Origin of the sequence: Massilia eburnea, assembly GCF_050709955.1 — a bacterium.
GTDB lineage: Bacteria > Pseudomonadota > Gammaproteobacteria > Burkholderiales > Burkholderiaceae_D > Rugamonas > Rugamonas eburnea_A.
The window spans coordinates 93,080-116,621 of the sequence record NZ_JBNZFX010000001.1 but is presented as its reverse complement, the minus strand read 5'-3'; the positions used below and the strand labels follow the sequence as shown (position 1 = coordinate 116,621).

At 63.0% G+C, this 23,542-nt stretch carries 23 protein-coding genes; 10 read left to right on the top strand and 13 right to left on the bottom strand.

The genetic code is table 11. From position 1 onward, the window contains the following. Positions 1-54 precede the first annotated feature (54 nt). Entirely contained in the window at positions 55-1,731 is a 1,677-nt protein-coding gene (locus ACQ4MM_RS00610) for an ABC transporter substrate-binding protein (RefSeq protein WP_431475538.1), read from the bottom strand. 133 nt (positions 1,732-1,864) lie between these two features. Here ACQ4MM_RS00610 and ACQ4MM_RS00605 point away from each other — a divergent pair, with 133 nt between their 5' ends. The 3 genes from ACQ4MM_RS00605 to ACQ4MM_RS00595 are packed head-to-tail and all read left to right on the top strand — an operon-like array spanning position 1,865 to position 5,138. Continuing rightward, a complete protein-coding gene (locus tag ACQ4MM_RS00605) occupies positions 1,865-3,103 on the top strand; it encodes a nucleoside recognition domain-containing protein (RefSeq protein WP_431475537.1) in 1,239 nt (412 codons plus the stop codon). Positions 3,104-3,113: 10 nt separating this feature from the next. Next, entirely contained in the window at positions 3,114-4,628 is a 1,515-nt protein-coding gene (gene dacB, locus ACQ4MM_RS00600; RefSeq protein ID WP_431475536.1) for a D-alanyl-D-alanine carboxypeptidase/D-alanyl-D-alanine endopeptidase, read from the top strand. Further along, entirely contained in the window at positions 4,629-5,138 is a 510-nt protein-coding gene (locus ACQ4MM_RS00595; RefSeq protein WP_431475535.1) for a DUF2939 domain-containing protein, read from the top strand. It begins immediately after the preceding gene. On the opposite strand, the gene ACQ4MM_RS00590 is transcribed toward ACQ4MM_RS00595, so the two are convergent. The 9 genes from ACQ4MM_RS00590 to ACQ4MM_RS00550 form a co-directional block, all read right to left on the bottom strand. Then, entirely contained in the window at positions 5,133-5,600 is a 468-nt protein-coding gene (locus ACQ4MM_RS00590) for a hypothetical protein (RefSeq protein ID WP_431475534.1), read from the bottom strand. The two genes, ACQ4MM_RS00595 and ACQ4MM_RS00590, sit on opposite strands and share 6 nt — an antisense overlap. A 14-nt stretch (positions 5,601-5,614) precedes the next feature. Beyond that, positions 5,615-6,226, bottom strand: a complete 612-nt coding sequence (locus tag ACQ4MM_RS00585; RefSeq protein WP_431475533.1) for a M15 family metallopeptidase — start codon at positions 6,224-6,226, stop codon at positions 5,615-5,617. Beyond that, positions 6,223-7,128, bottom strand: a complete 906-nt coding sequence (locus ACQ4MM_RS00580) for a LysR family transcriptional regulator (RefSeq protein WP_431475532.1) — start codon at positions 7,126-7,128, stop codon at positions 6,223-6,225. Before ACQ4MM_RS00580 ends, ACQ4MM_RS00585 begins: the two co-directional genes overlap by 4 nt. Before the next feature lie 87 nt (positions 7,129-7,215). Beyond that, complete coding sequence (locus ACQ4MM_RS00575) at positions 7,216-8,007, bottom strand: N-acetylmuramoyl-L-alanine amidase (protein ID WP_431475531.1); 792 nt, start codon at positions 8,005-8,007, stop codon at positions 7,216-7,218. A gap of 7 nt (positions 8,008-8,014) precedes the next feature. Then, positions 8,015-8,932: an N-acetylglucosamine kinase gene (locus ACQ4MM_RS00570; RefSeq protein ID WP_431475530.1), complete on the bottom strand. Its 918-nt coding sequence runs from the start codon at positions 8,930-8,932 to the stop codon at positions 8,015-8,017. A 70-nt stretch (positions 8,933-9,002) separates the two neighbouring features. Next, positions 9,003-10,667, bottom strand: coding sequence for a glycoside hydrolase family 10 protein (locus tag ACQ4MM_RS00565; RefSeq protein WP_431475529.1), 1,665 nt, complete (start codon positions 10,665-10,667; stop codon positions 9,003-9,005). A 36-nt stretch (positions 10,668-10,703) separates the two neighbouring features. Then, positions 10,704-11,969 (bottom strand): MFS transporter, encoded by a 1,266-nt coding sequence (locus ACQ4MM_RS00560; RefSeq protein WP_431475528.1) that lies wholly within the window; start codon positions 11,967-11,969, stop codon positions 10,704-10,706. Between the two features lie 40 nt (positions 11,970-12,009). Continuing rightward, positions 12,010-12,891, bottom strand: a complete 882-nt coding sequence (murQ, locus tag ACQ4MM_RS00555) for an N-acetylmuramic acid 6-phosphate etherase (protein ID WP_431475527.1) — start codon at positions 12,889-12,891, stop codon at positions 12,010-12,012. An 80-nt stretch (positions 12,892-12,971) separates the two neighbouring features. Continuing rightward, entirely contained in the window at positions 12,972-13,712 is a 741-nt protein-coding gene (locus ACQ4MM_RS00550; RefSeq protein WP_055939138.1) for a GntR family transcriptional regulator, read from the bottom strand. A gap of 161 nt (positions 13,713-13,873) precedes the next feature. On the opposite strand from ACQ4MM_RS00550, the gene ACQ4MM_RS00545 reads away from it, so the two are divergent. Both ACQ4MM_RS00545 and ACQ4MM_RS00540 read left to right on the top strand, forming a co-directional pair. After that, a complete protein-coding gene (locus tag ACQ4MM_RS00545; RefSeq protein WP_431475526.1) occupies positions 13,874-15,169 on the top strand; it encodes a serine hydrolase domain-containing protein in 1,296 nt (431 codons plus the stop codon). A 66-nt stretch (positions 15,170-15,235) separates the two neighbouring features. After that, a complete protein-coding gene (locus tag ACQ4MM_RS00540) occupies positions 15,236-16,489 on the top strand; it encodes a D-amino acid dehydrogenase (protein WP_431475525.1) in 1,254 nt (417 codons plus the stop codon). Here ACQ4MM_RS00540 and ACQ4MM_RS00535 read toward each other — a convergent pair. From ACQ4MM_RS00535 to ACQ4MM_RS00525, 3 genes are all read right to left on the bottom strand, one after another. Further along, the gene (locus tag ACQ4MM_RS00535) at positions 16,486-17,016 is read right to left on the bottom strand and encodes an RNA 2'-phosphotransferase (RefSeq protein ID WP_431475524.1); all 531 of its coding nucleotides are present in this window, start codon (positions 17,014-17,016) and stop codon (positions 16,486-16,488) included. The genes ACQ4MM_RS00540 and ACQ4MM_RS00535 overlap by 4 nt on opposite strands. Then, positions 17,013-17,300, bottom strand: coding sequence for a PEP-CTERM sorting domain-containing protein (locus ACQ4MM_RS00530; protein ID WP_431475677.1), 288 nt, complete (start codon positions 17,298-17,300; stop codon positions 17,013-17,015). Before ACQ4MM_RS00530 ends, ACQ4MM_RS00535 begins: the two co-directional genes overlap by 4 nt. Positions 17,301-17,589: 289 nt before the next feature. After that, positions 17,590-18,057, bottom strand: coding sequence for a hypothetical protein (locus ACQ4MM_RS00525; protein WP_431475523.1), 468 nt, complete (start codon positions 18,055-18,057; stop codon positions 17,590-17,592). 94 nt (positions 18,058-18,151) lie between these two features. Here ACQ4MM_RS00525 and ACQ4MM_RS00520 point away from each other — a divergent pair, with 94 nt between their 5' ends. The 5 genes from ACQ4MM_RS00520 to bioF are packed head-to-tail and all read left to right on the top strand — an operon-like array spanning position 18,152 to position 23,541. Then, a complete protein-coding gene (locus tag ACQ4MM_RS00520; protein WP_431475522.1) occupies positions 18,152-18,580 on the top strand; it encodes a YchJ family protein in 429 nt (142 codons plus the stop codon). Between the two features lie 17 nt (positions 18,581-18,597). After that, a complete protein-coding gene (locus tag ACQ4MM_RS00515) occupies positions 18,598-20,205 on the top strand; it encodes a carboxyl transferase domain-containing protein (RefSeq protein ID WP_431475521.1) in 1,608 nt (535 codons plus the stop codon). A 19-nt stretch (positions 20,206-20,224) separates the two neighbouring features. Then, on the top strand, positions 20,225-21,013 hold the full coding sequence (locus ACQ4MM_RS00510) for an enoyl-CoA hydratase/isomerase family protein (protein ID WP_431475676.1): 789 nt from the start codon (positions 20,225-20,227) through the stop codon (positions 21,011-21,013). Positions 21,014-21,025: 12 nt separating this feature from the next. Beyond that, positions 21,026-22,354, top strand: coding sequence for an adenosylmethionine--8-amino-7-oxononanoate transaminase (gene bioA / locus ACQ4MM_RS00505; RefSeq protein ID WP_431475520.1), 1,329 nt, complete (start codon positions 21,026-21,028; stop codon positions 22,352-22,354). 2 nt (positions 22,355-22,356) lie between these two features. Then, entirely contained in the window at positions 22,357-23,541 is a 1,185-nt protein-coding gene (gene bioF / locus ACQ4MM_RS00500) for an 8-amino-7-oxononanoate synthase (RefSeq protein WP_431475519.1), read from the top strand. The last annotated feature ends 1 nt before the right edge of the window (position 23,542 follow it).

Genomic DNA, 23,542 nt, shown 5'->3' with positions numbered 1-23,542 from the left:
ATTAGCGCTATGGAAATCTTGTCATCCAATGAAAATTACTACTGCATCCATAACTTAATGTAATGCGGGCGTCATAGTGCTTTTTGGTTCAAGGTCCAGATAGCGCCAATTGGTCAGTTCGACCGGGTGTCGGTTGTAGTTTTTAAGCCACGGTTGCTGGATATCGGCCGAAATCGGATGGATCAGCAATACCCAGGGGTTATACGCGTGGATCAGCTGGTTCAGCTCGCGGTACAGGGCGTTGCGCTCCGGCCCATCGCTGAGCTGGCGGGCATGTTCATAGCGGCTGTTGTAGTCGGGCAGGTTGAAACGGGCATAGTTGGCGCGGCCGCTGTTGGGACCGTACAGCAGCTGGAAGAAGTTGTCGCCGTCCGGAAAATCGGCAATCCAGTTGGTTTCGAACATCTGTACTTTGCCAAGGCGGCTGGCTTTGATGATCTCGGTCTTCTTGTCGGTCTTGAAGCTGACGCGGATGCCGAGCGCATTCAGGTTCTTGCGCCAAAGCTCGTCGCGCAGCCGGCCCACCATGGTCGGCTCGCTGTGCATCAGCAGCGCCAGTGGCTGGCCATTGGGCAGGGTGCGGAAGCCGTCCTTGCCACGCTTGTAGCCGAAACGGTCCAGCAGCGCCTTGGCCAGCTTGGGGTTGTAGCCGACCGGGCTGCGGTAGGCCGGGTCGTAGCCCAGCACGTTCGGCGGCAACGGGCTTTGGGCGGGAATGGCAAGGCCCTTCTTCAACAGGGCAATGTCCTCCGGGCCGTTATAACCCAGTGCTATGGCCCGGCGCAGTGCGACCTTCTCCTTGCTGTAGCCGCCGATGACCGGATCTTCCATATTCATCCACATGTAATAGGTCTGGAGCACGGGGAAGGGGGATAGCACCATGCCGCGTTTGGCGAGGTCCGATTTCAGCACCGGCTTGGCAGACGACGGCTCGAGCACCATGTCGCGCATCGATTCGGGCACCTGCTCGATGTAATCGAATTCGCCATTCAGGAAGCCCAGCACGCGCGACTGGTATTCCTCCATGATCTTGACTTCGACCTTGTCGACGATCGGCAGGTGCTTGCCTTGCCAGACCTGGTGGTAGCCCCGGTTGGCGGCCAGCGTGATCTTGTCGCTGCGCTTCCATTCCTCGATGACGAAGGGGCCGCTGCCCACCGGGTGGTTGCCGACCTGGCTGCCGTAGGCATCGGTCACCTCTTTCGCCACCGCGCCGGTGGCCGGCAGGGCGAGATAGAACAGCAGGCTAGGGTCGGGCTCCTTCAGCGTCAGGCGCAGGGTGTATTTATCGAGCGCGCGCAGCTCGGCCAGCTTCCCCTCGAACATGAAGGACCAGGGTGATTTGAGCGCTGGATCGAGCAGGCGCTCAATGGCGAACTTATAATCCGCCGCCACAACTTCGCGCTTCTTGCCGTTAAATGCCGGATCGTCGCTGAAAAACATGCCAGGTTTCAGGTGGAAGGTCCACACCTTGCCGCTGGCGTCGCTGGTCGGCATTTGGCGCAGGCTGCTGGCGGCCAGTTTGACCGGGCGTGCCTCGTAGTCGTAGCGCAGCATCGGCTCGAACAGGTTTTCCAGTAGGCTCAGGCTGGCCAGGTCGGAGGCGACCGCCGGATCGAGGCCGGTTTCGCCAGTGGAAAGGAAGGCGTGCAGCACTTTGTCGGCGGCCAGCGCTGCCGGAGCGGCGGCGGCCAGGGCAAGGGCGGCGGCGAGAGCGCGAAGTTTTTTCATGCAGCGGAGCATAAGCCAGTGCTTGGCGATACGCCAGCTTATAACTTTTTTACATGAGCGCAGCGCATACTTTCATCTGCTGGCCCTATACTTTCGCTGCAAAATCGGTCATTCCACTACAAGAAGTACATCCATGTCCCTCAATTACATCTGGTCCGGTTTTTTCCTCGTAGGCTTCGCCGCCGCCATCATCCAATGGCTGTTCATGGGCGATACCGAGATCTTCAAGAAGATCATCGACGGCACGTTCGAATCCGCCAAACTGGGTGTGATGGACATCGCCCTGCCGCTGGCCGGCGTGATGACGCTGTGGCTGGGGATCATGAACGTGGGGGAGAAGGCCGGCGCCATCGGCTGGCTGGCGAAGATCATCTCGCCGTTCTTCTCGCGCATCTTCCCGGAAGTGCCGAAAGACCATCCGGCCACCGGCCACATGGTGATGAACTTCTCCGCCAACCTGCTGGGCCTCGACAACGCCGCCACTCCGTTCGGCCTGAAGGCGATGGAAAGCCTGCAGACACTGAATCCGAACAAGGACACCGCCAGCAACGCCCAGATCATGTTCCTGGTGCTGCACACCTCTGGCCTGACGCTGATCCCGCTGGCGATCATGGCGCAGCGCGCCATCCTCGGCGCGGCCGATCCGTCCGATATCTTCATTCCCTGCATGATTGCGACCTACGCCGCGACCATCACGGGCATCATCGCGGTCGGCATCCGCCAGCGCCTGAACCTGTTCGATCCGGTGCTGCTGGCCTGGATCGGCGGCATGACAGCGGCTATTGCGGGGCTGATCTGGTATTTCACCGCCTTCCTGACGCGCGAGCAGATCGAAGTGGTGTCGAAAGTGGCGTCCAACCTGATCCTGATTTCGATCATCGCCGCCTTCATCATCGGCGCCTTGCTCAAGAAGGTAAACGTGTACGAGGCCTTTATCGAAGGCGCCAAGGGCGGCATCCAGACTTCGCTGACGGTGATTCCTTACCTGGTTGGCATGCTGGTGGCGATCAGCGTGCTGCGTAATGCGGGCGTATTCGGGCTGGTGATGGATGGCTTCAACTGGGTGTTCAGTGCACTGGGCCTGCGCACGGACTTCGTGCCTTCGCTGCCGACCGCATTGATGAAGCCTTTCAGCGGCTCCGGCTCGCGCGCCATGATGATCGATGCGATGAAGACATACGGCCCGGATTCCTTCGTCGGCCGCCTGGCTTGCATCTTCCAGGGTTCGGCGGATACCACCTTCTACATCGTGGCGCTGTATTTCGGCTCGGTCGGCATCCGCAAGACGCGCTATGCGATTTCCGCCGGCCTGATTGCCGATCTCGCGGGGGTGTTGACCGCGATTGCTGTAGCCTACGTGTTTTTCGGTTAAGGAATCATCGATGCGCCGCGTGCTTTTCGCCACCTTGTTTGCCGCTATCGGCGCCTCCGCCTGCGCGGCACTGCCGGAGCCGATCGCCAGGCTGGCCGCTGAAAAAGGCATCCCGCAGAACGCCATCGGGGCCGTGGTACTGCGCGGCGACCAGGTGCTGGTATCGCACGAAGCCGCGCGCACCTTCACCGCTGCTTCGACCATGAAGCTGTTCACCACCCTGGTGGGCCTGGAGGTGCTTGGCCCGCAATTCCGTGGCCGCACCGAGTTGCGGACCACGGGCGAGGTGGTGGACGGCGTGCTGCGCGGCGACCTGGTGCTGCGCGGCGGCGCCGATGGCGACTTCACTGCCGACGCCTTCACCCACATGCTGGAAAAGCTGCGCACCAAGGGCATCCGCCAGATCGACGGCAACCTGGTGCTGGACCGCCAGCTTTGGCAGCCGGCGCGTGCCGATGCCGGCGCACCGCCGTTCGACGAGTCGCCCGAGGCTTACTACAACCTGATTCCCGATGCGCTGCTGCTGAACATGAACCTGCAGACGCTCGACATCACCTCCGATGCGAAGTCGGTCAAGGCCAGCGTGCTGCCTGAGCTGGACAAAGTGCGCGTGCGTTCGGAGCTGACGCTGGTCGACCGCGACTGCGCCAAGTGGGAGGACGGCTGGAAAATTCCCGAGTATGTGCGCGATGGTTCGCAGCTGACCGTGGTGCTGAAAGGGACTTTCCCGCGCAACTGCAGCAAGACCAATGTGATCAACGTGTTGGACCGCACGGATTATGCCGAGCGCTTGTTCCGCGCGACTTGGGAGCGCCTTGGCGGCCAGTTCAGCGGCCAGGCCTTCGAAGCGTCAGCCGAACAGTCGCACGCCTTCAATAGCGGCGCATCCACGCTGCTGGCCGAGCATGTGAGCCGTTCGCTGCCCGAAATGGTGCGCGATACCAACAAGCTGTCCGACAACGGCCTGGCCCGCACCATTTTCCTGAGCCTGGGCAGCCTGCAAGCCGATCCGGTGCAGGGCAGCCGCCCCCTGCCTGACGCGGCGCCGATGGAAGTTCCCGGCGGCGCCGAAGCAGCGCCAGCACCGATGACCACCAACGCCCGCGCGGAAATGGTGATCCGCAACTGGCTGCGCGCCCACGGCATCGACGACGCGGGCATGGTGTTCGAAAACGGCTCCGGCCTGTCGCGCATCGAACGCTTCAGCCCCGAGCAGATGGCAGGCCTGCTGCAAGCCGCGCAGAAGTCATTATGGGCACCGGAATTCCTCACCAGCCTGCCGATTGCCGCCATTGATGGCACCATGAGGCGGCGCCTGAAGGAAAGCCCTGCCGCCATGCACGCTCGCATCAAGACCGGCTCCCTGAAGAATGTGGTCGCCATCGCAGGCTACGTCCCGGATGCCAACGGCCAGCAATGCGTGGTGGTGGTCATGGTCAACCACGATCGCGCCGGCAACGGCAATGGCCGCGCGCTGGCGGACAGCGTGATCGATTGGGTCGCGCGCAGTGGGGGGCAGCAATAAATGGCAAAGCAAAGTAAAGGCATCCCAACCGCGCTGCTGGCGGTCGTTGTCGCGGTGGCGGCGTATTGGTATTGGTCGCCGCTGCTGGTTGTGCACCAGATGAAAGAGGCGGTGCGGGTGCATGACGTGGAAGCTTTCAACAGCCACGTTGATTTTCCGGCGCTGCGCGAAAACATGAAGGACGACATCGGCGGCAAGCCAGGCGACGATGCGCTCAGCGGATTTGGGCGGCTGCTTGGTGGCGTGGTAGTGGATGCGCTGGTGCGCCCGGAGGCGGTGATGTTCGTGCTGGAGCACGGCGACTTTGCCAGGAAGCGCAACAGTCGTCACGAGGACCGTGACGCACGCGAGCCCCAACGTGATGAGGAGCCTTCTTCCGGCGAAGACAAGCCGAAGTGGCTCACCGAGCGCGAAGGCGTCAATCGCTACATCGTCCGCAACGACAAGATCGCGCTGGTCTTCGTCCGCAGCGGGTTCGCAGACTGGAAGCTGTCCGAATTCCGTTTATGACGCGCGCAGCACCTTGCGCGTCGCCCATACGATCGGAAGGCTGAACAGGAAGATGTGCGACAGGATGTCCATGCCCCATGAGAAGGCATTGAAGATCACCGGGCGCGGAAACGCCGACAGCGGCAGCACCACCAGCCGCATGGTGAAGAACACCAGCAAGCCGTAGCCAACCGCAGCCAGCAGCGGCTTGCGCGCCAGCGCCGGGATGCGGCGCGCGGCGAAGAAGAAAATCCCCATCCACACAAAACTCAGGGCAAAGTGGCAGGCCAGGCCGAAGGCCGCGGCAGGAGCGCCGCCGGTGAAAGCCGCTTTGCCAAGCGCGCCGCTGGCTACCACTTGCAGCAGCCGCTCCGGCGGCAGGCCGTTATAACCGGCGAAGCCGATCGCGAACAGGATGTCCAGCAAGCCGCCCAGCGCGCCGCCGGTCAGGATTGCTCGTGTGGTGGACCAGGGCTGCTGCATGGCGGGTGTCTCCTTTATAGGACTTTGGTGTAATCGCGGCGCACCAGCACGCGGTCGCCGCAGTCGAAATGCCACCACTCGCTGTTGATGCCGGCAAAGCCTGCCTGGAACATGGCATCGCGCAGCATTTGGCGGTTGGCGATTTGCGCGGCAGTCAGCTCGCCGCTGGCGAGGTGCCGCGCCTCGAGGGCCGGGTGGGACAATTCTGTCATATCGTCGAACCCAGTCCCCATATCGAGCTCCTGGCCGGATGGGCCGAGGATCGTGATGTCGACCGCCATGCCGAAGGAATGGATCGAACCGCGTTCCGGCGGCGCCAGGTACATCTGCAGGCTGGTGCCGGCCAGCGCATCCCACAGCTGTTCCTGCACACGGTGCGGGCGCAGGGCGTCGAGCAGCAGCACTTTGTAACCGGGGGCGCGCTGCGCCAGGTAGCTCACCACCTGTTCGACGGCAGCTGCCGCATCGCGGTGCAGCCAGGCGCAATCGAGCGGCGAATACAGATCCCGTCCGACGAAGTTGTCCGGCCCGGCGTAGCGCAGGTCCATCGCGATACCGGCGATGGTGCGCAGGTGGCGAAAATCCGGGCTGCTCGGCACGTCTTCGCTGCGGATGGTGTTGCTCATTGCTGTCCTTGCGTGAGGCAGGCACGGGCAATGCTGGCGATGGAAGCGGCCAGTTGGCGGGCGCCATGCGACAGGGGAGCATGGCTGTTCGTCAGCAGGAACAGCTGGATCGGGATGGCCGGAGCCCACTGCCGCTTCTGTACTTTGGCCGGGTCGGCCGATGCCGCCGTGAACGGATCGACCACGGCCACGCCGGCGCCGGCCTCCACCAGCGAACGGGCTATCTGGTAGGTCTGCACCGTGGTGCGGAAGTTGGGCTGGATGCCTTGCGCTTCGCAGGAAGCGACGATCATCTCGCCCAGCGGGTCGTTGTCGGCATGGCCGATCAATTCACCGGTCAAGCCTGGCGCCGTCAACGGCAAGCCGGCTTCGTCGCCGCGCCAGGTGCCGGCCGGTGCGATCACCGTCATCACGCCTTGCGCAATCGGTTCGGCGATGATGCCGGGGTGGCGCGGGTCCTGCAGCGACAGCGCCATATCGGCTTCGCCCAGGCGCAGGGTGTTGACGATCTCGGAGGTGTGGTGGGTGGCCAGTTCGCAGCGGGTGTCGGGGAATTCCTTGCGCCATTCGCTCATGGCTTGCGGCAGCACGCTGATGGCGATGGTCGGCGTCGATACCAGCCTTACGGTTTCGACGGCGCGCCCTTTCAGGCTGGCCGCCAGGCGGCGGATGCCTTGCAGGTCGCGGTGCAGCTTTTCAGTTTCGGCAAACAGGCGGTGCGCTTCCGGCTTCGGGTACAGCTTGCCGCGCACGCGCTCGAACAAAGGCATGCCCAGTTGCAGTTCGGCGTGCTGCAGCACCTTGGTCACTGCGGGCTGCGAAATATGCAGCACCTGGGCGGCGCCACTGATGGTGCCGACCTGCATGATGGCGTGGAAAACTTCGATGTGGCGCAGCCGCATTGTCCTGGTTCCTCTTCCTCGGCGCCGCCGGTCCTCCCCGCAGCATGTGGGCAGGATAGGGGAAAGCGGGCCGCCGTGCAAACTGCCTTACGGTTTTGGCTTGGGCGCGGTCAGCACGTCGAGGATGGCGGCGGATTCGGCGTCAGGCACGCCGTCCCATTTACTGTTGCGGTACTTGGCCTGGAAGGTCACCAGCACATTGTGGGTTTCCGGGTCCAGCATGCCGGTCTGCGGCGTGGCATAGCCGTGCTGGGCCAGCTTTTGCTGGAACCAGGCGATGTCGGGCAACTGGGTTTCATATTGCGGGCGCGCGGCAGCGACGGCATTGGCATCCGGCCAGGCAATCAGGCCTTCGTCGGCCAGGCGCTTCCACGGGAACATCGGACCGGGGTCCTGCTTGCGCTGCGGCGCCACGTCGGCGTGGCCGAGGAAGTTTTCCGGCGCGATCTGGTGGCGTTCCTTGATCTGCTTGAGCAGGGCAACCAGCTGGTCCATCTGGCGCTCGCCGAAGCCGTACCAGTGGCGGCCATCGGGCATGTCCTTGAAGCCGGGGTTGACGATTTCGATGCCGATCGAGCTGTGGTTCAGCGCCGTATAGTTTTTCCAGCTGCTCAGGCCGGCGTGCCATGCCGCGCGGTTTTCATCGACCAGGGCATAGACGCGCGGCTCATTCTCGTCGGTTACCAGGTAGTGCGCGCTCACTTCCTTCTCGGTCAGCAGCTTGATCGACAGCGGCAGGTCCGACACGGTGTAGTGGATCACGACGAAGCGTACGCGGCTGCTCTGCCCCTTGGACGTCAGCGAATGGTCGATGTTCGGCAATTGGGTGGCACAACCGGTCAGCAGGGCGATCAGGGAAGCGAGCAGCAGTTTTTTCATAATTTCCTTAGTTGCGGGGCCGGGCGGCCATTCGGGCAGCTGCATGATGCGGCCTGGCGCTGCGTTTTTGCAAATGGAATCCAGGCGGCAAGTCGGCGCGCATGGCTTCGAAAATCAGGGGATGCAGTTCGGCAGCGCGGCCGGACAAGACAATCGGCCGATCGCCGTAGCGCGTCACCAGCGCCAGTGCCAGGCGGGCCAGTTCGCGGCCAGCCTGCAGCAGGATGTGGCGGGCGGCCGGGTCGGCGCCCGCGCTCATGGCCACCGCCAGCGCCAGCTTGCCGATGGCGCCGCGGTCCTGGGCGTACATGAAGTTGCGCGAGAAGGACCAGTCGCTGCCACCGACATGGTCGAATACGGCATGGGCCATCGGCGACTCTTCCCAGGAGCCGGGCTGCTCGTCCTCGCCACGCCAGATGCGGCGCATCGCTTCGCGCGCAATCCAGAAACCGCCGCCGCCGTCGTCCAGCATGACGCCACGGCCGCCGGCGCGGTGGAATTCGCCGTGCTCGTCGATGAAAGCGGCGATCGAGCCGGTGCCGGCGTAGACCAGGTAACCCTGGCCGGGCTCGAAGGCATCAAGGTAAGCGACTTCGATATCGTTGCAGAGGGTGATGGCGTCGGGGCGCACGCCGAGCAGGGTCGAGAGCCAGTCCATCAGGACGTTGCCTTCGCCGCCGAAGCCGGTCAGCCCGGCACAGATGCGCAAGGGCTGGCCGGCTTCCAGCACATCCTGCGCCAATTGCCTGAAGGTGGCGTGGACTTGCTCACGGCCGGCCGGCCTGGCCATCATCAGGGCGGACAAGCCGCCAACTGTGCCTTCGGCCACGATTTCACCCGCCGGGTCGGACAGCGCCCAGCGTGTTTCCGTGCCGCCAGCATCGATTCCCAGCCCTAAGGTACGATCGGTGTCAGGTTTACCCATGATCTGTCGAGTGTACGTTGAAACGCTGTCATATTGACATGAAAGCGTGTTCGGCACTCATTCCAAAAAGTTATAAGACAGCGGAAACTCTTGGACTTTCGTTACCTAAGCGGTCGACCGCCGACACCACTACGCCGCGCGCCGGTACGCCGTTATCGTCGGTCAGCACCACTTCGCTGCGGCCGGCCGGCACCACATTGAAACGCCATTCCTCGCCGTAGCGCGCCCAGATCGCCAGATGGGTGGCGCGGCCGGCATTGCCGAGGGTGACCGCCAGGCCGCTGGCGTGGCGCTTGACCGCCACGGTCGGCGCGGGCGGCGCCTCGCTGCCCAGCCAAGGCGATGCCGGCACCAGGGCCGGTCCCTGGTAGCTGGTGGCTTTCAGGTGGTCGCTTACGCCTTTGCGGTTTTGCATCAGGGCGGCGATGCTGAAGTGAATGTGGCCGTTGGCATTGGGCCGGCTGCGCATCACCTCGACCTGCTGCACGATTTCGTCGGCCGTGAAGGACTTGCTGCTGTCGTCGATACGGCTGGTGTACAGGCCCGGCCAGACGTGACGGCCACGCTTGTTCTGCCCCAGCCAGTAGTCGAGCAGCACGGGGAACGCTTGCGCTTGCTGCGCAATCGGCCAGTAGAGCTGCGGCGCCAGGTAATCGAGCCAGCCGTTTTGCAGCCACAGTTCGGCGTCGGCATACAGCTTGTCATACTGGCTGAAGCCCTGGATGCCGGGCGGACGGCGGTCCGGACGGCCAATGCCGAAGGGACTGACGCCAAAGCGCACCCACGATTTTTCCTTGTGGATGCCGGTGTAGATCGCTTCGATCAGCTGGTTGACGTTCTGGCGGCGCCAGTTGGCGCGGTCCAGGCTGCCGCCGCCCTGCAGGTAGCGCTGGTAGGGTGCGCCGTCGGGGAAGTCCAGTTCGGGCTTGTTGCCGTTCGATGGCGCGTCCAGCGCCGCCTCGCCGCCATTGGCGCCGGGGGCTTCGATCGGGTAGGGGTAGAAATAGTCGTCGATGTGGACGCCGTCGATGTCGTAGCGGCGCACCACGTCCAGGATCACGTCCAGCGTGTGCTGGGCGGCGGCATCCTCGCCCGGATCCATCCACTGGAACTTGCCGTATTGGCGCACCAGTTGCGGCTTGCTGTTGGCCACATGCTCACGTGCGTTCGGCGTGCGGGCGGCGGAGTGCCGGGCGCGGTAGGGATTGAACCATGCATGCAGCTCCAGGCCGCGGGCGTGGGCCTGCGTGATCCAGAACGCCAGCGGGTCCCAGGCCGGCTCGGGAGCCTTGCCTTGCTGGCCGGTCAGGAATTCGGACCAGGGTTCGAGCTTGGATGGATAGATCGCGTCGGCGCTGGGGCGCACCTGCAGCACGATGGCGTTCAGGTGCAGCGACTTGGCGCGATCCAGGATGGCGAGGGCTTCGGCCTGCTGGCGCGCCGGCGGCAGGTTGCTGCGGCTTGGCCAGTCGATGTTGGCGACCGTCGACACCCAGGCGGCGCGGAATTCGCGCGGCGCGGCAGGCGGCTGCTCTCCGGTGATGCGTTGCGGCACCGGTGCCGGGGCCGGGCCAGTGACCGGCGCCGGCGCATTGCCGCTGCCGCCACCGGAAGGTGGCGCCGCAGCTTGGCCGGCGGCTGGCACGGTCGGCGTCGTCGAACACGCCCCCATTAATGCGGCCACGCCGGCCGCGGCGGCGGCTATGGTCAGCCGCCTTTTCGCATTAAAAGCCAAAACCTAATCCTCACATCAGCAGGAGCCGTATTCTACCTATTCCCGGCCAAAGTCCGGATCTATCTTGATCAGTGCCGTCATGATGAAGGCCGGTATCGTTGCCGTGCAGACATAAATGAAGAAGTGCTGGTAGCCGAAGTACTCCTGGATCGCGCCGCTGGCCATCTGCGGAATCATCATCCCCAGCGCCATGAAGCCGGTGCAGATCGAATAATGCGCGGTCTTATGCTCGCCCTGGCTGACCATGATCATGTACATCATGAAGGAGGTGAAACCGAGGCCATAACCGAACTGCTCCACCGCCAGGCAGGCCGAGATCCAGGCGAAATTCTGGGGTTGCGCCTGCGACAGGTAGACGAAAATCAGGTCCGGGATATGGATCGCAATGGCGAAAGGCCACAGGCAGCGCTTCAGGCCAAAGCGGCCGATCAGCCAGCCGCCTGCCAGGCCGCCGAAGATCAAGCCGATAATGCCGATGGTGCCGTAGGCAATGCCCACGTCCGCGGTGCTCAGTCCAAGGCCGCCTTTTTCCAGCGGGTCTTTCAGGAACGGCACCACCATCTTCAGCAACTGCGATTCGCCGAGGCGGAACAGCAGCAGGAACAGCAGGATCACCACAATGCCGTCCTTGCGGAAGAAGGCGGCGAAAGTCGCGAAAAATTCCTGCATCGGTGCCGACGAATGCGTGGCCGGCTTATCTTCCACCGGCCGCGGCAAGGCGAAGAAATGGTAGATCGCCAGTGCCAGGAATATCGCACCGGTCACGCCGAAGGTGATGGCCCAAGCCATATGAGGGTTGCCGTGATACTTGATGATCTCGCCGGCCAGGAACAACAGGCCGCCATTGCAGGCCACGTTGGCGGCGCGATAGAAAGTACTGCGCACGCCGACGAACTCCGCCTGCTGCTTCTGGCGCAGGCCGAGCATGTAGAAGCCGTCCGCCGCGATATCGTGGGTGGCGGAGCTGAATGCCATCAGCCACATGACGCCCAGGCTGAGCTGGAAGAAGTTCGACAGCGGCAGCGTGAATGCGACAGCCGCCAGCGACACGCCGAGCACCACCTGCAGGATGGCCACCCATGAGCGCTTGGTGCCGAACATCTCGATCAGTGGAGACCACAGCGGCTTGATCACCCAGGGCAGGTACAGCCAGCCGGTGTAGAACGCCATCTCGGTGTTGGAGATGCCAAGGTCCTTGTACATGGCGGTGGACAGCGCCATGACCACAAAGTAGGGAATGCCTTGGTTGAAATACAGTGTCGGGACCCAGCCCCAAGGGCTGCGTTGCTGCGCTCGATCCATTACGTCCTTTCTTATCGGCCGGGACGAACGCAGGGGCGGATCAAATGGTGAGTGCGCCGCGCACGCTGCCCCTGGCCTGGTCCAGCAAGTCTCCCGCCTGCTGCACCGTGGTTTTCTTTAACAGGGCGACCACCGCCACTTTGACGTGGAAGCCGCACTGTTCCAGCGCTGTGCGGGCTGCCGCTTCGTCGGCACCGGTGGCGTGCATGGTGAGCCGCACCGTGCGCGCAAACAGCTTCGCATTGGTCGGCTTCAAGTCTACCATCAAGTTTCCATAAACCTTGTTCAAGCGCACCATGATCGCGCTGGAAATCGTGTTCAGCACGATCTTTTGGGAAGTGCCTGCTTTCAGGCGCGTGCTGCCGGAAATGATTTCGTGGCCGGTGTCGAGCGTGATGCCGATTTCGGCAACCTGCGTCACCGGCGAACCGGGATTGTTGGCGATGCCGATGGTCAGAGCGCCGGCATTGCGCCCGGCTTCCAGCGCGCCCAGCACGTAGGGCGTGGTGCCCGATGCGGCCAGCGCCAGCACCACATCATTCCGGCCCGGATTCAGGGCCAGCAGGTTGCGCGCGCCCTGCTCCCGGTCGTCCTCCGCGCCTTCCACCGCCTTGAACATGGCTTCCATGCCGCCTGCCAGGATGGCGACGGCGCGTTCATGCGGCCAGGAGAAAGTGGGGTAGAGTTCAACACTGTCGAGCACGCCGAGCCGGCCGGAAGTACCGGCGCCGACGTAGAGCAACCGGCCGCCCGCTTCGATGCGGGGCACGGCTGCTTCGACCGCCTTGGCAATAACGGGGACGGCGGCACGCACGGCTTGCACCGCATTCAGCTGGTCATCGGCAAAGGCGGCGACCAGCTGCTCTATGGGATATTGGTCCAGTTCGCGATGTTGGGAGCTGGGCGTTTCGGTCTTCAGCATAAAACGAGTGTAATGCCAAATTGCCGGGCGCGCCCATGACTGGACTTGCGGAGCTTATGCCCCCTGGTTATGCCGCCGGCCTACGCGGCCCGGCGCATCTCCGCTACGAAGTCGTAATGATCGCTGCGGCAGTAGGAATGCGTGAGCTCGATCGCCTGGCCCGACTCCAGATAGGCGATACGGGTAATAAACAGAACGGCCTGGCCTTCCGGCACTTCCAGCTGGCGCGCCAGCTCGGCCGAAGCATTCATGGCGCGGATATGCTGCAGCGCGCGCGCCGGCCCTTTGCCGACCGAGTCCAGGTATTGGTAAAGCGAATCGCCGATCAGCTCCGGATTCGGGACGATGGTTTGCGGCAGCACCGAAACTTCGTACGCCATCACCACGTCATCGGCCAGGCGCAGGCGCTCAAGGCGGGCCACGCGGGTATTCGGCGACAGGCCCAGGCTCAACTGTTCGTCGGCGCTGGCTGCGACCAGCGCGCGCTTGAGCCAGCGCGAGCCTGGCTTGTAGCCACGCTGCGAGAGTTGCTCCGAGAAGCTGGTCAGGTTCGACAGCGGTTGCTCAATGCGCGGTGCGATGTAGTTGCCCGAGCCGCGGCGACGCACCACCAGGCCCTGGTCCACCAATTGGTCGATGGCTTTGCGGGCGGTCACGCGCGAAACGTTCAGCAATTCGGAGAGAGTTCGTTCGGAAGGCAGCGCCTGGTCGACCTGGTAACGTCCGTTTCGAACATCGTCGCTCAACTTGCGGGCAATCTGCATGTACAGCGGCGAATTGTCTTGTTGGTCTGGTTTGAATTCAACGCTGGTGAGGCTCATTACATTTCTCCTATAGCTGCTAGTGTAATAGCGAAAGTGAAATCACGCTGCTCTTTTCATTTAGCTTTAGGGCCCAATACACCGGGGTTATGGGCAGATAATCAGTTTTCATTAGCTGGTCGAATGCGCAGCGCCGTATGCTGTCTGGAAAAGGAGAATGCATGCAAAAAGGGAGGCGCGCCCTGATCGCCGCGGTACTGTTGGGCAGCATCGGCCACGCCTGGGCCAGCAAGCTGGATACGCAGTTGGCGGCCATCGTCACCGATGCGCGGCATCCGTTATCGGGCCTGTCGGTGCTGGCGATCCGCGATGGCAAGGTGGCTTATCAACAACAGTTCGGCCTGCGCCGGCTTGATACGACGGGCAGCGGCGGCACTGCCCCCGTTACGCCGCAGACCATGTTCCGCATTGCGTCCATCTCCAAAATGATGACCACCTTCGGCGTGATGAAGCTGGTGGAAGAAGGCAAGCTCAAGCTCGACACCGACATTGGCGAATACCTTGGCTTTGCCCTGCGCAATCCGCACTACCCGGCCCGCGCGATCACGCTGCGGCATTTGCTGAGCCACACGTCGACGCTGCGTGACGACGGCGGCTACTTCTGGGACGCCGGCACGGCTTTGCGCGAGGTGCTGGTGCCGGAAGGGAAGATGTGGGCGCGCGATGGCGCGCCCGGCCAGTATTTCACCTATTCCAACTTGAACTGGGCTGTTATCGGGACCATCATGGAATACGTGACGGGCGAGCGTTTCGACCGCCTGATGCAGCGACTGCTGCTGGCGCCGATGGGGCTGCGCGGCGGCTATAACCCGGCTGGGTTCAGCCGGCAGGAAGTGGCCGATACCGCCACGCTATACCGTCGCCGCACGCGCGATACCGAAATCTGGGACAACAAGGGTCCGTGGATTGCGCAGGCCGACGACTTCGGCGTGGTTGCCCCCCAAGAGCCGCCTGGCCTCGACAAATACGTGATCGGCACCAATGCCACGCCATTCAGCCCGACCGGTGGCCTGCGCATGTCGGCCAGCGATATGGGCAAGATCATGCTCATGCTGATCAACAAGGGGCGCCATGAGGGCAAGCAGGTGATCAAGCCAGCATCGCTGGCCTTGATGTTCGGCGAGCAGTGGCGCTTCAACGGCAGCAATGGCGACGCGCTGAAAGGGCTCTACCATAGCTGGGGCCTGGGCGCGCAGCGCTTTGCCGACGTGCGGGGCAATATGGGCGGCATGCCGAAGAATGGCCACTTCCATGCGGTCGGCCACCTGGGCGAAGCATATGGCCTGGTCTCCACCTTCGCCGTAGATTTGAAGAAGAAACAAGGCATCGTGTCCCTGATCGGTGGCTTTGGCAGCGATCCGGAGGCCGACCCGGGCCTGCATTTGGCGCATACACGCGCCGAGGAAAGGATCCTTGATGCAATTTACCAACGCGCCATCCTCGGCCGCGGCGACTGAACTACAATACGATTAATTTGCCACAGGGAAACAAGAGTTTTGTGACCTGTGAAATCCGGAGACTGAATGGCGAGAGCACGGCATGTAGTGGTGATCGGCGGCGGCGTAGTCGGCCTGGCGTCAGCGTGGTGGCTGCTGGAAGCAGGCTTCCGCGTGACCCTGCTCGAGCGCTTTCCCACCGTTGCCAGCGCCGCCAGCTATCGCAATGGCGGCCAGCTAAGCTATCGCTATGTCTCCCCGCTGGCCGACGAGGGCGTGCCCAAAAAAGCCATGCAATGGCTGTTCGAGCGCGACGGCCCATTCCGTTTCCGCCCCGAGGCCGATTACCGCCAGTGGCGCTGGATGGCGCAATTCCTGGCCAACTGCAAGGCGGAGGCCAATGCGCGCACGACCGCCAAGCTGCTACAGCTTGGCGAATTGAGCCGGCTGTCGCTGACGTTGTTGGAATTGAAACTTCCGCTGTCCGAATTCAACTGGCGCAACGCCGGCAAGCTGGTGGTCTACCGCAGCGAAGAAGCCTTCAAGGCGGCGCTGGACAAGCCCGATAACGACGAAAACCGTGCCGTGTTATGGGGCCGGGATACGGCCCGCATCGAACCAGCCCTGGCGCAGATGGCTCCCAGGCTGGCGGGCGGCATTTTCAATCCCGGCGAGGCGGTGGCGGATTGCTATGCCTTCTGCCTGGCATTGGAAAAACGTATTTATGCCCACCCGCGCTTCGAGCGCTGCATGCACACAGCGGCGCGCACCATCTTCGTCGAGCATGGCAAGGTGACGGCGATCGAGACCGACGCCGGCTGGCTGTCGGCCGATCACTACGTGCTGGCGGCCGGCATCCAGAGCCGCGACCTGGCTGCCACCGCCAATCTCGACCTGCCCATGTATCCGCTGAAAGGCTACAGCCTGACCGCGCCGATTCGCAGCGAACATGTGGCGCCCAATATCAGCGTGACAGACTTTGAGCGCAAGACGCTGTATGCCCGCATCGGTGACGAATTGCGTATTGCGGCGATGGTCGACATGGTCGGCGAAAGCACACGGATCGACCGCCGCCGCATCGCCAGCCTGTCCCGCCTGGCGCGCGAATCAATGCCGCACGCCGCCGACTACGACAAAGCGGAAGCCTGGGCCGGCCTGCGTCCTGCCACACCGAACAGTGCCCCGATCATCGGTGCCACCCCTTACCCCAACCTGTGGCTGAACGTCGGCCACGGCCCGCTCGGCTTCACCTTCGCCTGCGGCAGCGCCAGTTTGCTTGCCACGCTGATGCGCGGCAAAGAGCCGCCGTTTGAGCTCGATTGCCTCGCGTATAAGCGCTAGGCCAGGTATTTTTCCGGCACGGCTTCAGTCAGCCAGACACCATTTTCCGACAGGTAGAACAGGTGGCCGTCGCGTGCCATCTGGCCGGATTCCACAGTCAGGATCACCGGTTTTCCATGCCGGCTGCCGACTTTTTCGGCGGTTACGAGGTCGGATGACAGGTGCACATGCTGGCGGGAGGCCGAATGCAGGCCGCTTTCGCGGATCGACTCCAAAAAACGCGTGGCGGTGCCGTGATACAGGCGCTCCGGCGGGATTTGGGGTGACAATCCGAGCGCGATATCAACGGAGTGACCCTGGTTGGCCCGGATTTTCGTGCCATCCGCGCTGATCGCGAAGCGCTTCTTATCGCTGTTCTCAACGATGGATTCAATCTGGGCACGGCTCAAATTCGTCCCGCAGGCATTGGCTAGGGCGATCAACTCGTCAATCGCCGCCCATCCATTCTGGTCCAGTACGAGCCCGATTTCTTCCGGTTTGTGACGCAAGACCAGGCTCAGGAACTTGCTTTTGCTTACTTCATTCATGCCGATATGTTATCACTTGCGCTGTCGACTTTCTTTACTGTGCAGCCGATGAGGAGGGCGAGGCCCAGCCCTAGTAAAGCGAACGACCCCGGCTCGGGCACTGCCGCCACAACTGGCGACTGGATCGGCGCCTCGATGAGCGGGGGTGGACCGGCTTGCCCTGCTGCAGTCCCCGGACCCGGCGCGCTGGCGACCGGCTCTGCGGCTGGCAAGGGCGGCGGCAAACCCCTGAAAGGCGGAGGCCTGCGATTGAAATAGGAAGCCGGCGGCTGGCTGTAGTTCATGTAGCTGAAATCGATACTGTTGACGGTGTAAGGCGACTGTCCCGATGTAACTGGATCTGCAAGCGCCTGGTTCCCCGCCAGGACAGAGCAGGCCAGCAGACAAGTCTTGAACAAGGCATTAGCTTTCATTTTGCGCTCCGCGTCGGGTTGGCGAAAACATCAAGCTAGACGATGCATCAACTGTACCTGCGTCTAAGTACCTGATTATCCAGAGCCCTGCTGCGTCAACCGGGCCAGGCGTAAAGATTGGCGACGCGCGAGTATCGCGACTTGCCGCTGCTGGATCCGCTTATTCCCAGGGATTGGATTCACCAATGCGCTTGAAGAAGTCTCGCACGCCTGCTTGCTCGTCACCTTTTTCCAAAGGCACGGCCAGCAGGATCGCGCCCTGATTCATCGCGAGAAGGTAAGGCCTGTCGTGCGAAACCCATACTTTGAAATCGTCGCAAAAATGATTGGACATGCCGCCAACCTCATTCTTTTCGAAAGAGCCCCGCAGCAGCTTGATGGGTGCGACCCGCACCGTCACACCAGTGCTTGGTTCGGCCGGCGGGCTCCCAGGTATTTCAGATGTCCTTGCAACGACCAGTGTCGGAGCGCGAGCGACCACGCTTTTTTCCCACTGGGTCTGGGCACGCTCCCAGTAAGCTCGCGCCGCTACCGGGTCGCTGGGCATGTCGCGTGGCGGCTGGCAGGCAAAGGCTGGCGTCATTGCGAACGCGAGCGACAGCGTGAATAAGGATGCTGAGATTTTCATTTTGGCAATTATAGCGACACGGCCTATATGGCGGTATTACCGCGCTTGGCCTTCGGAAGTCACGCCCGCTGGCGATATGGCGGATAATGGCGGGATGTCCAAATCCAAGACCCCTGTCGGCTGCCCATGCGGCGGTCCTTCTTTTGAGACTTGCTGCCGCCCCTTTATCGAAGGGAAAGCCCTGCCTGAGTCGGCGGAGCAGCTGATGCGCTCCCGTTATTCCGCCTATACGCTGCAGAACGAGCCGTATTTGTTGTCGACTTGGCATGAAAGCACCCGTCCGACCGAACCAATTATTCAGCAGGACGAAAAGCTCCAATGGCTGGGACTTGAGGTAAAATCTGCTTTACGTTTACGTCAACGTAAAGCAGAAGCCCAGCCGAACGAGGATTTTGTCGAGTTCGTCGCCCGCCTGCGCGTGAATGGCCGTGGCCAGCGCCTGCATGAGCTGAGCCGCTTCCTGCGCGAACCGGGCGAAGGTGGCTTGCGCTGGTTTTACGTCGACGGCGAATTTCCAGAATAAGAGAAGAGGACGAGACAATGCCGCATATCGAAAGCAAACTCAATCCGCGTAGCGAGGACTTCAAAGCCAACGCCAACGCCATGCAAGCCCTGGTCGACGACCTGCGCGCCAAGGTTGCGAAAGCGGCCCAAGGCGGCGGCGAGGCGGCCAGCGCCAAGCATGTGGCGCGCGGCAAGCTGCTGCCACGCGACCGAGTCCAGATGCTGCTCGATCCCGGCACGCCCTTCCTCGAGTTCTCGCAACTGGCGGCTTTCGATATGTACGACAACGCCGCTCCCGCAGCGGGCGTGATTACCGGCATCGGCCGCGTCAACGGCCAGGAATGCGTGATCGTGTGTAACGACGCCACCGTGAAGGGCGGCACCTACTACCCGATGACGGTGAAGAAGCACCTGCGCGCGCAGGAGATCGCGGAACAGAACAACCTGCCCTGCATTTACCTGGTGGACTCGGGCGGCGCCAACCTGCCGAACCAGGACGACGTGTTCCCGGACCGCGACCATTTCGGCCGCATCTTCTTCAACCAGGCCAATATGTCGGCCAAGGGCATTCCGCAGATCGCGGTGGTGATGGGTTCCTGCACCGCCGGCGGCGCTTACGTGCCTGCCATGTCGGATGAATCGATCATCGTGAAGGAACAGGGCACCATCTTCCTGGGCGGTCCCCCGCTGGTGAAGGCGGCGACCGGCGAAGTGGTTTCCGCTGAAGACCTGGGCGGCGGCGATGTGCACACCCGCCTGTCCGGCGTGGCCGACCACCTGGCGCAGGATGATATGCATGCGCTGTCGATGGCCCGCACCATCGTCTCCAACCTGAACCGCCAGAAGCCGCAGCAAGGCGTGCTGCGCGAAGCGGTGGAGCCGAAGTACGCGCCGGAAGAACTGTACGGCGTGATTCCGGTCGATACCCGCAAGCCTTTCGATATCCGCGAAGTGATCGCGCGCATCGTCGACGGTTCCGAATTCGATGAATTCAAGGCGCGCTACGGCACCACCCTGGTGTGCGGTTTCGCCCACATCTACGGCATGAAGGTCGGCATCATCGCCAACAACGGCATCCTGTTCTCCGAGTCGGCGCTGAAGGGCACGCACTTCATCGAGCTGTGCTGCCAGCGCAAGATCCCGCTGGTCTTCCTGCAGAACATCACCGGCTTCATGGTCGGCCGCAAGTATGAGAACGAAGGCATCGCCCGCAACGGCGCCAAGATGGTGACCGCTGTTGCTACCGCCTCCGTGCCGAAATTCACCGTGATCATCGGCGGCTCTTTCGGCGCCGGCAACTACGGCATGTGCGGCCGCGCCTACTCGCCGCGCATGTTGTGGATGTGGCCTAACGCACGCATCTCCGTGATGGGCGGCGAACAGGCGGCCGGCGTTCTGGCCACCGTGAAACGCGACGGCATCGAAGGCAAGGGCGGCAGCTGGAGCGCCGAGGAAGAAGCGGCCTTCAAGCAGCCGATCAAGGAACAGTACGAAGTGCAGGGTCACCCTTACTACGCCTCCGCGCGCCTGTGGGACGATGGCGTGATCGATCCAGCCGACACCCGCATGGTGCTGGGCCTGGGCCTGTCCGCCGCGCTCAACGCGCCGATCCCGGACACCAAGTTCGGCGTGTTCCGCATGTAAGGAGATGACGATGACTCATTTGGCCAATTTTGAAACTTTGACTGTCGTCATCAACGGCAACATCGCAACAGTCACCCTGAACCGTCCGGACGTTCGCAATGCCTTCAACGAGCATTCGATCAACGACCTGGCGCGCGCCTTCTCGGAGCTGGGCCGCAACGAAAACGTGCGTGCCATTGTGCTGGCCGGGAACGGCCCGGCCTTCTGCGCCGGCGGTGACCTGAACTGGATGAAGAAGATGGCCCATTACACCCACGAGGAAAATGAGGCCGACGCCATGCAGCTGGCGCAAATGCTGCGCACTATCTACCTGTGCCCGAAACCGACCGTGGCGCGCGTGCATGGCGATTGCTATGCGGGCGGCATGGGTCTCGTCTCCGCCTGCGACATCATCGTCGCCGTGCCGGAAGCGAATTTCTGCCTGAGCGAAGTGAAACTGGGTTTGATCCCCGCGACCATTTCGCCGTATGTGATCAAGGCGATGGGTGAGCAGGCTTCGCGCCGCTATTTCCTTACCGCCGAACGTTTCAGCGCCGCCGAAGCACACCGCATCGGCATGGTGCACGAACTGGTCGCCGCCGACGCACTGGACGCCAAGATGGCGGAAGTGCTGAAGGCGCTGGTGACCAACAGCCCGAACGCAGTGAAGGAAGCCAAAGTGCTGGTACGCGACATCGCCGGCAAGCCGGTGAACGATGCGCTGCTGGCCGATACCGCCGCCCGCATCGCGCACATCCGCGCTTCCGAGCAGGGTCGCGAAGGCGTGACCTCCTTCCTGGAGAAGCGCAAGCCGGGCTGGCTGAATTGAACGGAGCAGTTTTTGGAAGCAAACCAACAAAGCGATTGGGTCGCACGTAGCCTGAAGTCTGTCTGGCACCCGTGCACCCAGATGCAGCACCACGAAACGGTACCGCTGATTCCCGTCAGCCATGGCCGCGGCGTGTGGCTGTATGACCACCAAGGCAACCGCTACCTGGATGCGATCAGCTCCTGGTGGGTGAACCTGTTCGGCCATGCCAACCCGCGCATCAACGCGGCGCTGCGCGAGCAGTTGGACATGCTGGAGCATGCGATGCTGGCCGGCTTCACCCACGAGCCGGTGATCCAGCTCAGCGAACGCCTGGCGGCGCTGACCCAGCATCAGCTGGGCCACGCCTTCTACGCCTCGGATGGCGCGTCGGCGGTCGAGATCGCGTTGAAAATGAGCTTCCATTCCTGGCGCAATTTGGGCCAGGGCGACAAGCAGGAATTCGTCTGCCTGAAGGGCAGCTACCACGGCGAAACCATCGGTGCATTGGCGGTGACCGATGTGGCGCTGTTCAAGGATGCCTACGGCCCGCTGCTGCGCGCCACGCAGACCGTGATGTCGCCGGATGCGCGCCAGGCGGTCGAGGGCGAGACGGCCGCCGACGTGGCACGCCGCGCCGCTGCCGACGTCGAACGCATGTTCACTGAGCGCGCCGGCAAGATCGCCGCCATCATCATCGAGCCGCTGGTGCAATGCGCCACCGGCATGGCGATGCATGATCCGCTGTACCTGAAACTGGTGCGCGAGCTGTGCGACCAGCACGGTGTGCACCTGATCCTGGACGAAATCGCCGTCGGCTGCGGCCGCACCGGCACTTTCTTCGCCTGCGAACAGGCCGGCATCTGGCCGGACTTCCTGTGCCTGTCGAAGGGTATCAGCGGCGGTTACCTGCCGCTGTCCATCGTGCTGTCGCGCGACGAGATCTACCAGGCCTTCTACGATGCCGACGTCACGCGCGGCTTCCTGCACTCGCACTCGTACACCGGCAATCCGCTGGCCTGCCGCGCTGCTCTGGCCACGCTGGACATCTTCGCCGAAGACCACGTGCTGGAAGCGAACAAGGCGCGCTCGCGCAAACTGACCGAGGCACTGGCGCCGCTGGCCGAGCACGAGCACACCGAGAACTTCCGCAACCGCGGCATGATCTGGGCCTTCGATGCCGTCGGCGCCACGCCGGGCTTTTCGCGGCGCTTCTTCACCGAGGGCACCAGGCAGGAACTGCTGCTGCGCCCGATCGGCAATACCGTGTACCTGATGCCGCCGTATATCCTCAGCGACGAGGAAATCGACGGCCTCGCCGCGCGCACGCTGTCGGTCTTTGAGAAAACCCGGGTGGGCTGAGCATGGAACTACTCGCAAAACTCGACCGGCAACTGCAAGCGCTGGATGACAAGAACCTGATCCGCAAGCGCCGCTCGGTGGAAACGGCCTGCGCGCCGCGTGTGATGGTGGATGGCCGCGAATTGCTGGCCTTCTGCAGCAACGATTATCTTGGCCTGGCCGCGCATCCGCGCCTGGCGGAAGCAATGCAGCAGGGCGTGGAACTGTACGGTACCGGCAGCGGCGCCTCGCACCTGATCAGCGGCCATAGCCGCGCGCATACGCTGCTGGAGCAGCGCCTGGCCGAATTCCTGTCGCCGCACCTGGTCGATGCGCAGGCACTGTACTTCTGCACTGGCTATATGGCCAACCTTGCCGTTCTCACCGGCCTGTCCATGGGCGACAAGGACACCGAGATATTCAGCGAAGCGCTCAATCACGCCTCCCTGATCGATGGTGCCCGCCTGGCGCGCACCAAACTGTCCGTCTACCAGCACGCCAATGTCGCTGCACTCGCCGAATTGCTGGCTGCCAGCAGCGCAAGCAACAAGATCGTGGTGACCGACGCCGTGTTCAGCATGGATGGCGACCTGGCCGACCTGCCTGCATTGCTGGCCCTGTGCGAACAGCACAATGCCTGGCTGGTGGTGGACGACGCCCACGGCTTCGGCACGCTGGGCGAGAACGGGCGCGGCGCGCTGGAGCACTTCGCCATGCGCTCGCCATACCTGGTTTATGTCGGCACGCTGGGCAAGGCTGCCGGCGTGGGCGGCGCCTTTGTGGCGGCGCACCGCACCGTGGTGGAAACGCTGATCCAGCGCGCCCGTCCGTATATCTTTACCACTGCCGCTCCGCCGGCGCTGGCGCACGCGTTGCAGGCCAGCCTGGACATCATCTGCGGCGAAGAAGGCCGCGAGCGCCGCGCGCACCTGCAATCGCTGGTGGCACAATTGCAGGACAGCCTGCGCCTGACGCGCTGGCAACTGCTGCCCTCAAAGACGGCGATCCAGCCAATCATCATTGGCGAGAACGATGAAACCATGCGGCTGTCCACCGCGCTGTACGAACAGGGCATCTGGGTAGGCGGCATCCGCCCACCGACCGTGCCGGCCGGTAGCGCGCGCCTGCGCGTCACGCTGTCCGCAGGCCACACGGCCGACGACGTGCGCCGCCTGGTCGACGCTATTAACGAACTTGAAAGGACCTGAT

Excerpts from the sequence above, each read along its gene's own strand:
- ACQ4MM_RS00575 (WP_431475531.1), bottom strand. The coding sequence starts at position 8,007 with ATGAAAAAACTGCTGCTCGCTTCCCTGATCGCCCTGCTGACCGGTTGT.
- ACQ4MM_RS00520 (WP_431475522.1), top strand. The coding sequence starts at position 18,152 with ATGTCCAAATCCAAGACCCCTGTCGGCTGCCCATGCGGCGGTCCTTCT.
- ACQ4MM_RS00595 (WP_431475535.1), top strand. The coding sequence starts at position 4,629 with ATGGCAAAGCAAAGTAAAGGCATCCCAACCGCGCTGCTGGCGGTCGTT.
- ACQ4MM_RS00530 (WP_431475677.1), bottom strand. The coding sequence starts at position 17,300 with ATGAACTACAGCCAGCCGCCGGCTTCCTATTTCAATCGCAGGCCTCCG.
- bioF (WP_431475519.1), top strand. The coding sequence starts at position 22,357 with ATGGAACTACTCGCAAAACTCGACCGGCAACTGCAAGCGCTGGATGAC.
- ACQ4MM_RS00610 (WP_431475538.1), bottom strand. The coding sequence starts at position 1,731 with ATGAAAAAACTTCGCGCTCTCGCCGCCGCCCTTGCCCTGGCCGCCGCC.
- ACQ4MM_RS00560 (WP_431475528.1), bottom strand. The coding sequence starts at position 11,969 with ATGGATCGAGCGCAGCAACGCAGCCCTTGGGGCTGGGTCCCGACACTG.
- ACQ4MM_RS00540 (WP_431475525.1), top strand. The coding sequence starts at position 15,236 with ATGGCGAGAGCACGGCATGTAGTGGTGATCGGCGGCGGCGTAGTCGGC.
- ACQ4MM_RS00545 (WP_431475526.1), top strand. The coding sequence starts at position 13,874 with ATGCAAAAAGGGAGGCGCGCCCTGATCGCCGCGGTACTGTTGGGCAGC.
- ACQ4MM_RS00525 (WP_431475523.1), bottom strand. The coding sequence starts at position 18,057 with ATGAAAATCTCAGCATCCTTATTCACGCTGTCGCTCGCGTTCGCAATG.
- ACQ4MM_RS00550 (WP_055939138.1), bottom strand. The coding sequence starts at position 13,712 with ATGAGCCTCACCAGCGTTGAATTCAAACCAGACCAACAAGACAATTCG.
- ACQ4MM_RS00535 (WP_431475524.1), bottom strand. The coding sequence starts at position 17,016 with ATGAATGAAGTAAGCAAAAGCAAGTTCCTGAGCCTGGTCTTGCGTCAC.
- ACQ4MM_RS00580 (WP_431475532.1), bottom strand. The coding sequence starts at position 7,128 with ATGCGGCTGCGCCACATCGAAGTTTTCCACGCCATCATGCAGGTCGGC.
- murQ (WP_431475527.1), bottom strand. The coding sequence starts at position 12,891 with ATGCTGAAGACCGAAACGCCCAGCTCCCAACATCGCGAACTGGACCAA.
- dacB (WP_431475536.1), top strand. The coding sequence starts at position 3,114 with ATGCGCCGCGTGCTTTTCGCCACCTTGTTTGCCGCTATCGGCGCCTCC.
- ACQ4MM_RS00590 (WP_431475534.1), bottom strand. The coding sequence starts at position 5,600 with ATGCAGCAGCCCTGGTCCACCACACGAGCAATCCTGACCGGCGGCGCG.
- ACQ4MM_RS00585 (WP_431475533.1), bottom strand. The coding sequence starts at position 6,226 with ATGAGCAACACCATCCGCAGCGAAGACGTGCCGAGCAGCCCGGATTTT.
- ACQ4MM_RS00515 (WP_431475521.1), top strand. The coding sequence starts at position 18,598 with ATGCCGCATATCGAAAGCAAACTCAATCCGCGTAGCGAGGACTTCAAA.
- ACQ4MM_RS00570 (WP_431475530.1), bottom strand. The coding sequence starts at position 8,932 with ATGGGTAAACCTGACACCGATCGTACCTTAGGGCTGGGAATCGATGCT.
- ACQ4MM_RS00605 (WP_431475537.1), top strand. The coding sequence starts at position 1,865 with ATGTCCCTCAATTACATCTGGTCCGGTTTTTTCCTCGTAGGCTTCGCC.